8 protein-coding genes are annotated in these 9,199 nt (G+C 67.8%); 3 read left to right on the forward strand and 5 right to left on the reverse strand.

What is annotated here, in order from left to right:
• Positions 1–458: transposase (locus tag INT51_RS21685; protein WP_193107469.1), on the forward strand; the 458-nt coding region annotated here is incomplete at its 5' end.
• 177 nt (positions 459–635) lie between these two features.
• Here the strand turns inward: INT51_RS21685 and INT51_RS21690 are convergent.
• From INT51_RS21690 to INT51_RS21710, 5 genes are all read right to left on the reverse strand, one after another.
• Entirely contained in the window at positions 636–1,751 is a 1,116-nt protein-coding gene (locus INT51_RS21690; RefSeq protein ID WP_193107470.1) for a Gfo/Idh/MocA family protein, read from the reverse strand.
• A gap of 86 nt (positions 1,752–1,837) precedes the next feature.
• Complete coding sequence (locus INT51_RS21695) at positions 1,838–2,581, reverse strand: sugar phosphate isomerase/epimerase (RefSeq protein WP_193107471.1); 744 nt, start codon at positions 2,579–2,581, stop codon at positions 1,838–1,840.
• Between the two features lie 85 nt (positions 2,582–2,666).
• A complete protein-coding gene (locus INT51_RS21700) occupies positions 2,667–3,566 on the reverse strand; it encodes a carbohydrate ABC transporter permease (protein ID WP_193107472.1) in 900 nt (299 codons plus the stop codon).
• Positions 3,563–4,423 carry a carbohydrate ABC transporter permease gene (locus INT51_RS21705; protein ID WP_304502287.1) on the reverse strand — a complete coding sequence of 287 codons (861 nt, stop codon included), beginning with the start codon at positions 4,421–4,423 and terminating at the stop codon, positions 3,563–3,565. Before INT51_RS21705 ends, INT51_RS21700 begins: the two co-directional genes overlap by 4 nt.
• Positions 4,424–4,536: 113 nt before the next feature.
• Positions 4,537–5,703, reverse strand: a complete 1,167-nt coding sequence (locus INT51_RS21710) for an ABC transporter substrate-binding protein (protein ID WP_226986052.1) — start codon at positions 5,701–5,703, stop codon at positions 4,537–4,539.
• A gap of 403 nt (positions 5,704–6,106) precedes the next feature.
• Here INT51_RS21710 and INT51_RS21715 point away from each other — a divergent pair, with 403 nt between their 5' ends.
• Together INT51_RS21715 and INT51_RS21720 are read left to right on the forward strand one after the other, a co-directional pair.
• The gene (locus tag INT51_RS21715; RefSeq protein WP_193107475.1) at positions 6,107–8,119 is read left to right on the forward strand and encodes an aldo/keto reductase; all 2,013 of its coding nucleotides are present in this window, start codon (positions 6,107–6,109) and stop codon (positions 8,117–8,119) included.
• Positions 8,116–9,099, forward strand: coding sequence for a LacI family DNA-binding transcriptional regulator (locus tag INT51_RS21720; protein WP_193107476.1), 984 nt, complete (start codon positions 8,116–8,118; stop codon positions 9,097–9,099). The genes INT51_RS21715 and INT51_RS21720 overlap by 4 nt, the downstream gene beginning before the upstream one ends.
• Positions 9,100–9,199: the final 100 nt, after the last annotated feature.

The raw sequence follows: 9,199 nt of genomic DNA on the forward strand, positions 1-9,199 counted from the left end.
TCGTGCGCAAGGAGCGTCCTCATCCTGGGGCGCAGCTGCGGATCACCGATCACGAAGGAATGCGCATCACCGCATTCGCGACCAACACCCCACGCGGACAGCTGCCCGCCCTGGAGCTGCGTCACCGCCGCCGCGCCCGGTGCGAGGACCGGATCCGTAACGCCAAGGACATGGGCCTGCTGAAGTTCCCGCTGCAGTCCTTCACGCAGAACCAGATCTGGTGCCAGGTCGTCCAGCTCGCCTCCGAGCTTGTTGCCTGGATGCAGACCATCGCCTTCACCAGTGACGACGCCAGGAAGTGGGAGCCCAAACGGCTTCGCGCGCGGTTGTTCGAGGTCCCTGCGACCCTGGTGCGCCGCTGCCGGCACAAGGTCCTCCACCTCGCCCAACACGCTCCCGAAGCCGTGAGGGTCCTGACCGGCGTCAACCGGATCCGCACCGCCGTCACGCAGACCTGAGTGGAGAGCCCACCCGTCCCTACGACCCCCAGCACCTTCTCGGGAGTGGAACCCGACCGCCCGCAACAGACACCGCGCCGATCTGTCACGCCCACATGCCAGAATCAGCAGCTAAACGCCGGCAACGACGCCGAACGCCCCCGCTCACCAGCCCGATGAAACATCGAGGCTAGCGCCTCAGAGTGTCGCAGTGAATGGGTCGAAGTCGGCCGGCATCGGCTCGACCTCGGCGAACGTGGAGTCGATGTCCACGATCGTCCCCTCGGCGATGGCGGTCTCGATGCCCACCATGATGTCCAGGACGTGCTTGGCGATCTCGCCCTGGGCACGGTGGGGGACGCCGGCGCGGATCGCCCGGGCCATCTCCAGCACGCCCAGGCCGCGCCCGGTGGTGGCACCGGTCGCGGGCACGTCGGTCGCCGCATCGCCCCGGTACGCGGTCAGCGCCGAATCGCCGTCGAAGACGTTGGGGTCGGGGAACGCGAGGGTGGCCTCGGTGCCGTAGACCTCGACGAAGCCGGTGCGGGTATGCGGGGAGTCGAAGCTCAGCAGCACCGTCGCGTTCTGGCCGGATTCGAAGCGCAGCAGCGCCGAGACCTGCGTGGGGACCGTGACGTCGAAGACCTCGCCGGCCTTGGCGCCCGAGCCGATGGTGCGCTGGGTCTGGGCGCGTGAGCCGACGGCGCTGACCGAGACGACCGGTCCGAGGGCGAGCACGAGGGTGGTCGTGTAGTACGGGGCGATGTCGTACAGCGGGCCCGCGCCTTCCTGGAACAGGAAGGCGGGGTTGGGGTGCCAGGACTCGGGGCCGGGGGACTGGAACAGGGTCAGCGCGCTGGCGGGGGTGCCGATCGACCCGTCGCGCAGGGTGCGCAGACCGGTCTGGATGCCAGCGCCGAGCACGGTGTCGGGAGCGCCGCCCACGCGCACGCCCGCGGCGTCGGCCGCCTCGAGCAGGGACGTCGCGTCGGCCGGGGCGGTGGTGATCGGCTTCTCGGTCCACACGTGCTTGCCGGCGGCGACGATCTGACGGGAGACCTCGGCGTGCGCGGTGGGGATCGTCAGGTTGATGACGATCTCGACGTCGGGGTGGCCCAGCACGTCCTCGGTGGTGCCGGAGGCCGCGATGCCGTATTCCTCGGCGCGCTTCGCGGCGGCCTCGGGGAACAGGTCTCCGATGATGTGGACCGTGACGTCGGGGAAGGAGGTGAGGTTCGTGAGGTACTCGGCGGAGATGGTGCCGGCGCCGATGATGCCGACGCCGACGGGGCCGGCCTGGGTCTGGGGGGTCATACGGTGTCTCCTTCGTGGTGCGGGGGAGCGGTCCCGGGGGCGGGACGCGCGGTGGTCGGGCGGACCGTCGGGCCGCCCACGCCGGGTCAGGCGGCGACCGTGCTGCGCAGGTGGGTGAGCGAGGCGCCGATGCCCTCGAACATGTCCCCGGCGTAGTCGTCGAATTCGATCACGCCGTAGGCGGCGCCTGCTGCGGCGTCCAGGGTCGCGGCCAGCGGCATCGCCCCGGTGCCCAGCGGCAGCTGCGCGGCGGGGTCCTCGGAGAGGTCGCCGTCCTTGAGGTGGACCAGCTGCACGCGGTCGCCGAGCGTGCCCAGCAGCGCGGGGACGTCGGCCCCTCCCACCGCGGCCCAGTAGGTGTCGATCTCGAGGACGACCTGCGGATCGAGCTCGTCGGCGAAGAGCTCCAGGGCGCTGCGGCCCTCGAGCTGGGAGGCCAGCTCGATGTGGTGGTTGTGGTATCCGACGCGGATCCCGGAGGCCGCGGCCGCCGCGGCGCGCTCGTTCAGCCGCGCCGCCAGGGCGCGGACCTTTCCGGCGTCGGTCCAGTCCTGCGCGTTCCAGGACGGGTCGATGAGGTAGTGGACGCCGACGGCGCGGGCGGCCTCGAGCACCTGCTCGAAGTCCGTGTCCTCGCCGAGGAAGGACTGGTGGGCGCTGGGGAAGGCGATCGGGAACTCGGCGCGGGCACGTACCAGCTCCTCGCGGAACTCGACGAGGTTGTACGGCTCGGCGTGGGTGAATCCGAGCTCGACCAGGCGCCGGACGGTGCCGGGGAAATCGGCCGCGAGGGCGTCGCGGACGCTGTACATCTGGACTGAAAACTGCATGGGGTTCCTTCCGGGTATGCGGTGCACGGGCGGGCGAACTTCCTTCACACGACCAGTGCCACTCCACGTTGCCAGCAATGAATGCTTATCCCTTGATCGCCCCTGCGGCGATGTTGGAGATGAAGTGTCGGGCGCCGATGATGAAGACGCCGATCAGTGGGACCACGCTGATCAGGGCACCGGCCATCACCATCCCGTAGTCGGTGAGGTGGACCGAGTTGAGGTTCTGCAGCGCGGTCTGGAGCGTCTGACGCTCCGGGTCAACGAGGATGATCAGCGGCCAGATGTAGTCGTTCCATGCGGTGATGAACGTGAAGATGCCGAGGAATGCGAGCCCGCCGCGTAGCAGGGGCACTCCCACTCGCCAGTAGGTGGTGAAGAAGCCAGCGCCGTCGATGCGTGCGGCGTCCAGCAGATCGTCGGGGATCGAGCCGGCCGCCATCTGCCGCAGCAGGAAAATACCGAAGGCGTTGGCCGCGCCGGGGACGATCAGAGCCTGCAGCGTCCCCACCCAGCCCAGGGTGGACATGAGGATGAAGCTCGGCACCAGGGAGAGGCTCCCCGGGACCAGCATCGTGGCGATCAGCAGGATGAACAGCGGCCTCTTCCCGGGGAAGTCGAACTTCGCGAAGGCGAAGGCTGCCAGCGAGTCGAAGAACATCACCAGCACCGCGCAGGCGGTGGAGACGATGATCGTGTTCAGCAGCGATTGCATCAGGTCGACGCTCTGGACGACGTTCCGAATGTTCTCGACGAAGCTGTTGCCGAAGGTGAGCTTGGGCGGGTAACCAAAGATCTCGGCCGTGGTGGAGGTAGACATCACAACGAGCCAGTAGAAGGGGAAAATTGACAACAGCACGCCCACGATGACGCACAAGTGGGTGACCAGCCGTGCTATCCGACCGCGGGCGACGTAATGCTTGTCGCCCCCGAGGGCAGGATCGGCGGCGGCGGTGGTGCGGGGAACCGGGGTCAGGGTGCTCATCGGCGGGCCTCCTTGGCTGCGGTCCGACGGCGCGGGGTGCGCTCGCTGCGCCCGGAGACCAGGCGCCAGTTGATGATCGAGAAGATCGCCGCGATGAGGAACAGCGCCCAGGCGATCGCTGACCCGTACCCGAAGTCGAATTCGGTGAACGCCTGGTTGTACTGGTAGAGCACGATCGTCATCCCGGCTTCGCCGGCTCCGCCGCTGTCGCCTAGCAGCACCTGTGGCTCGGTGAAGAGGCTCAGTCCGCCGATGGTCGACATGATGACGGTGAACAGGATGATGGGGCGCAGCATCGGCACCGTGATCCGGAAGAACACCTGGACCATGTTGGCGCCGTCCACCTTCGCGGCGTCGTAGAGATCGGTGGGGATCGACTGCAGGCCGGCGAGGTAGATGATCGCGTTGTACCCGGTGAAGCGCCAGATCACCATCACGGCGATGGTGATCTTGATGCCCCAGCTGCTCGAGAGCCAGGGGACCGTGTCGAGTCCCAGCGCGGTCAGCGCCGAGTTGATCAGCCCGAAGGTGTCGGAGAAGACGGAGCCGAACACGATCGCCATCGCGACCATGGAGGTCACATTGGGCAGGAAGAACGCCACCCGGTAGAAGCCGGTGAAGCGGATGTTCTGGTGGAGCAGGAACGCGATGACCATCGCGAGGAAGAGCATCGGGATGGTTGAGAGGAACCAGATGATGAAGGTGTTCCCGACTGCGTTCCAGAAACGAGTGTCCGTGAGCAGATACTGATACTGGGCCAGCCCCACGAAGGACATCTCGCCCATCCCGTCCCAGTCTGTGAAGGACAGCACGATCGAGAACACGATGGGGAACAGGCCGAAGATGGCGAACAGCACGTAAAATGGGGAGATTGCCAGGTATATCGGGAACGTCGCCCGTAACCGGCGGTGGGGTTTTGCACGGGGCACCGAGGTAGCCCGCGTGTCCGGTCGAGCCGGGGTATCGGTGCTCATACTTCGACTCCCCGTTTGGCCAGAACCTTCTCGGCTTGGGCGAGGGTGTGGCTCCAGGCGAGCTCCGGGTCTTTGCCGCCTGTCTCGACGTTGAGAAGCTCCCGCGAGAACGCGCCGGAGATGCTGGTCTCCAGGGCGCTGATGAAGGACGTGGGCACCGTCTTGGCCGCGGTGGAGAAGAACTCCAGCGGGTCCTGGTCACCATAGAAGTCGCCCTCGTAGGTGAGTTGCTCGAATGATTCGGGCGTGGAGGGGAACAACTGCACGTCCTCGTAGGCGACCGCCTGATTCTCCGGGGACGTGATCCAGGTGATGAGCCTCATCGCCGCCTCAGGGTCTTTGCAGGTGTAGGGCAGGGCGATGAAGGCGCCGCCGTTGTTGCCGGCGCGGACTGGCTGGGAGGCGATCCTCCATTTGCCCGCGGTCCCCGGGGCGGATTCCTCGAGGATCTGAGTCGACCAGGCGGCCCCGAGGTTCCCCGCGGTGAGGCCGCTGGACCAGGCGGCATTGCGGTCGGTTTCCAGCTCCTGGGGGATGCGCGCGGTGATCCCGGCCTCGATCGCCGCGACCGCGAGGTTCCAGGCGTGGCGCACGGTGCTGTTGGGCTGGAGGTAGAGCGGGGCATCGTTCTTGTCGAAGTAGCGCTCGGGGCTGGAGTCCAGCACGGCGAGGTAGATGCTCTGGGCGTCGTTGACGAAAAAGGACCCGGTGGCGCTCTTGAGCTCGGCGCCGAGCGCGATCCAGTCCTCCCAGGTGCTGGTCGCGGCGGCGACGTCCTCGGGGGAGCTGGGCAGGCCGACCTCCTCGAACAGGTCCTGGCGGTAGAAGAAGCCGGTCGGCCCGATGTCCACCGGGAAGAAGCAGAAACGCCCCTTCGGTGTCATGCCCAAGTTCCATTTCCACTCGTAGTAGTCCTCTTTCACGCTGTCCGCGCCAAGCTCGGAGAGATCCAGGAAGAGGTCCTCGTTGGTGAAGTAGAGGGCGTTGTTGGAGTTGATGTAGGTGATGTCGGGGATGTACGCGTTGCCTGCCAGAGAGGTGCGCAATTTGGTGTCGAAGGTGGTGCCGATCATGTCGGCGAGCAAGTGCTTGTCAGTCCCGGGGATCTGCTCGGCTAGCTGCTCGATCAGTTGGGGACTCGCCCCCCGGTTCCAGTACCACATGGCGAGCTCCTGTGGGTCCTCGGAGACACGCGGGTCGGCGCCGCAGCCGGCCAGGAGTAGGGGTAGCACTCCAGTGGAGGCCATCAGCGAACGGCGGGTCGGCCGCGCTCGCGGTGGATCGGGTCGTGCGGACCGGGGAGAAAACTCCATGCTCATCGGTGCCCTCCTCGTCGAGTGGCGATAGGCGGTTCGTGAACGTTCACGATGTGGTTGAAGTATCTCAACGTGGTTTTGTAGTGTCAAGCACTTCGTCCGTGACAGGGTGAGGAGTGCTCGCGACGCGACGCCATGCCTCACGCCGTGGCGCGGGCTTGCGAGTAGGAGCGGAGCGGGGTAGCGTGGAACGTGCGTGAACGTTCACGATCCCTTGTAGATCTCGACTGTGAAGGACAACGACGTCTCCATGAGCACCACCTCCTCCTCGTTCCGCTGGGCCGTCCTCGGTCCCGGCTCCATCGCCCGCCGCTTCGCCTCGCAGCTACCGGATTCGCGCGAGGGCGTCCTGGTCGCCGTGGGCAGTTCCTCTCCCGAGCGCGCCTCGGCCTTCGCCGAGGAGTTTCCCCTCGCCGGCCCCGCGCTGATCGGTTCCTACGAGGAGGTCCTCGCCTCCGACGACGTCGACGCCGTCTATATCTCGACCGTCCACACCGCTCATGCACGCCTGGCCGCGGCCGCTCTCGAGGCCGGCAAGCACGTGCTGTGCGAGAAGCCGCTGACCCCGAACTCGGGCACCACCATGGCGCTTACCGATCTCGCGGCGCGCAGCGGGAAGGTCCTGCTCGAGGCCTACATGTACCGCTTCCACCCGCAGACGGTGCGGGTCCTCGAGCTCGTCGCCGAGGGCGCGATCGGGGAGGTCACCCACATCGACGCCTCCTTCGCCTTCGACACCGGCGGGCGCAGCGGGCGCCTGTTCGACACCGCGACCGCCGGCGGCGGGATCCTCGATGTCGGGTGCTACCCGCTGTCCTTCGCCCGCTTCGTCGCCGGCGCCGCCCAGGGGAGGCCCTTCGTCGACCCGACGTCCGTGACCGGCAGCGGCACGCTGGGGGAGACCGGCGTGGACGAGTGGGCCACCGCCGAGGTCGCTCTGCCCGGCGGGATCACCGCGAGCCTGCGCACCGGGGTGCGGCTGTCCGACCCGCAATCCGCGACGATCACCGGCTCGCGCGGCGTGCTCCGTCTGCGAGACCCCTGGGGTCTCGGAGAGGCCCAGGTCATCGAGCTCGACGTCGTCGGCCAGGAGCCGCAGCGGCTCGAGATCCCCGCGGCCTCCGCCTACGCGCTCGAGGCCGATGCCCTCGCCCGCGCCGCCCGTGACGGCGGCGAGGTCCCCGAGCTCACGGCGGAGAACTCCCTGGGACAGTCCCGTGCCCTCGACGCCTGGCGCGAGCAGATCGGGCTGCGCTACCCCTTCGAGGCCGACGACGCGTCCATCCCCACCCTCACCGGCCGCCCGCTCGCGGCCGGCAGCGTCCGCACCGGGCCGGCGATGGCGTACGGGGAGCTGGCCGGCATCGACAAGAAGGTCTCGCGCCTGGTGATGGGCTGCGACAACCAGATGAACCTCGCCCACGCCTCGGCGATGTTCGACGCCTTCTACGAGATCGGCGGCACCACCTTCGATACCGCGTACATCTACGGCGGCGGCTATGTCGAGAAGCTCTTCGGGCAGTGGGTCCGCAACCGTGGAGTGCGCGAGGACGTCGTGGTCATCACCAAGGGCGCCCACACCCCTCACTGCGATCCCGAGTCGATCACGCGTCAGCTCGAGGAGTCCCTGGAGCGACAGGGCACCGACTACGCGGATCTCTACATGATGCACCGCGACAATCTGGAGATCCCGGTCGGGGAGTTCGTCGACGTCATGGACGAGCACCTGCGGGCGGGCCGGATCCGCGCCTACGGCGGCTCGAACTGGACGCCGGCGCGCGTGGACGAGGCCAACGCCTACGCCCGCGCGAATGGCCGTACCGGCTTCACCATCCTCTCGAACCACTTCGGACTGGCCGAGGCGCTGGACGTCCCGTGGGCCGGTTGCGTTCATGCCACCGATCCTGACTCCAAGGCGTGGCTCCAGGAGCGCGGCATCGCCCTGCTGCCGTGGTCCTCGCAGGCGCGCGGCTTCTTCACCGGCCGGGCGCACCCCGAGGACCGCTCCGACGCCGAGCTCGTGCGCTGCTACTACAGCGAGGAGAACTTCGAGCGGCTGGCCCGAGCCCGGATCCTGGGGCAGGAACGCGGTGTCCCGGCCACCGCGATCGCCCTGGCCTTCGTGCTGCACCAGAAGTACCCGACCTTCCCGCTGTTCGGGCCGCGCAGCATCGCCGAGATGCGCTCGTCGACGCTGGGACTGGGTGTCGAGCTCTCCGAGGGCGACCTTGCCTGGCTCGATCTGCGCAGCGAGAGGCGATGAGCGTGGCGAGCCGCCGAACGACGATCATCGACGTCGCCGAGCGCGCCGGCGTCTCCCGTCAGACGGTCTCTCGCGCGATGAACGGCATGCCCGGCATCAGCACTGCCACCCGGACAACGGTGCTCGAGGCCGCGAAGGAGCTCAACTACCGTCCGTCACGGTTCGGCCGCGGTCTCGTCGAGCAGGGGCCGACCACTCTCGGCCTCGTCGTGTCCGATCTGTCGAACTCATACTTCGCCGAGCTCGGCGCAGCGGTGGTCCGAGCGTGTGCGCCATACGGCTGGAACGTCGTCCTCGCTGAGGCAGAACACGCCCCCCGACCCGGGCAGGTCGCCACCGAGCTCGCCCGGCGGGTCGATGCGATCGTCGGCTACGGCGTGCCCACCCACGGCATCCGCGGCGCAGGCGACATGCCCGTGGTGGCGCTGGGCGACTCGGTGGAGGAGTTCGGTGCGGTCGGGGTAGTGGAGTTAGCGATTACCGAGGCAATGAGCGACCTCGCGGCGCATCTGAGGGCCGCCGGGGTCGTCAGGCCCGTTGTGCTGGACCTGGCCAGGGAGGCGCCCAGCCCCCGGGCGCGGGCGCTGGCGAGGGCGCTGGCTCCTCTGACGGGCGGGGGCGAAGTCTCGATCCACAGAGTTGACGCTCACACCGGGCACAGAGCCGCTCTTGAAACGATTCTCAACGGAGGTGCCGATGCCATCGTCGCGTTCAACGATGAGCTCGCGGTGCGGCTGTTGCGCTCACTGCGGCTGATGGGCATTGAGGTGCCGGGGCGTGTCCGGGTCGCCGGCGTCGACGGACTGGAGATTGGGTCTCTCGTGAGTCCCGAGCTGACTACCCTGAGCATCGACATCGACGAGATCGCCCGGGAGACCGTCATGCTGGTGGCCGGGATGCTCGACAGTTCGCTGCCATTGCAGGGGCCTTCTGCGCACCGTGTCGTGCCTTACCATCTCGAGCGGCGGGCCTCGGCCTGAGCTTGCGTTTGGCGGTCCTGCCGCCTCTGAATCATCCCGGGTTTGTTAGCCTCGGGATTTCATGGGGGTGTGGTCCCGACCGGCGGACGGCTTAGAGAAA

The sequence above is a fragment of the Brachybacterium sp. FME24 genome (genome assembly GCF_014897705.1).
In the GTDB taxonomy this organism is placed as follows: Bacteria; Actinomycetota; Actinomycetes; order Actinomycetales; family Dermabacteraceae; genus Brachybacterium.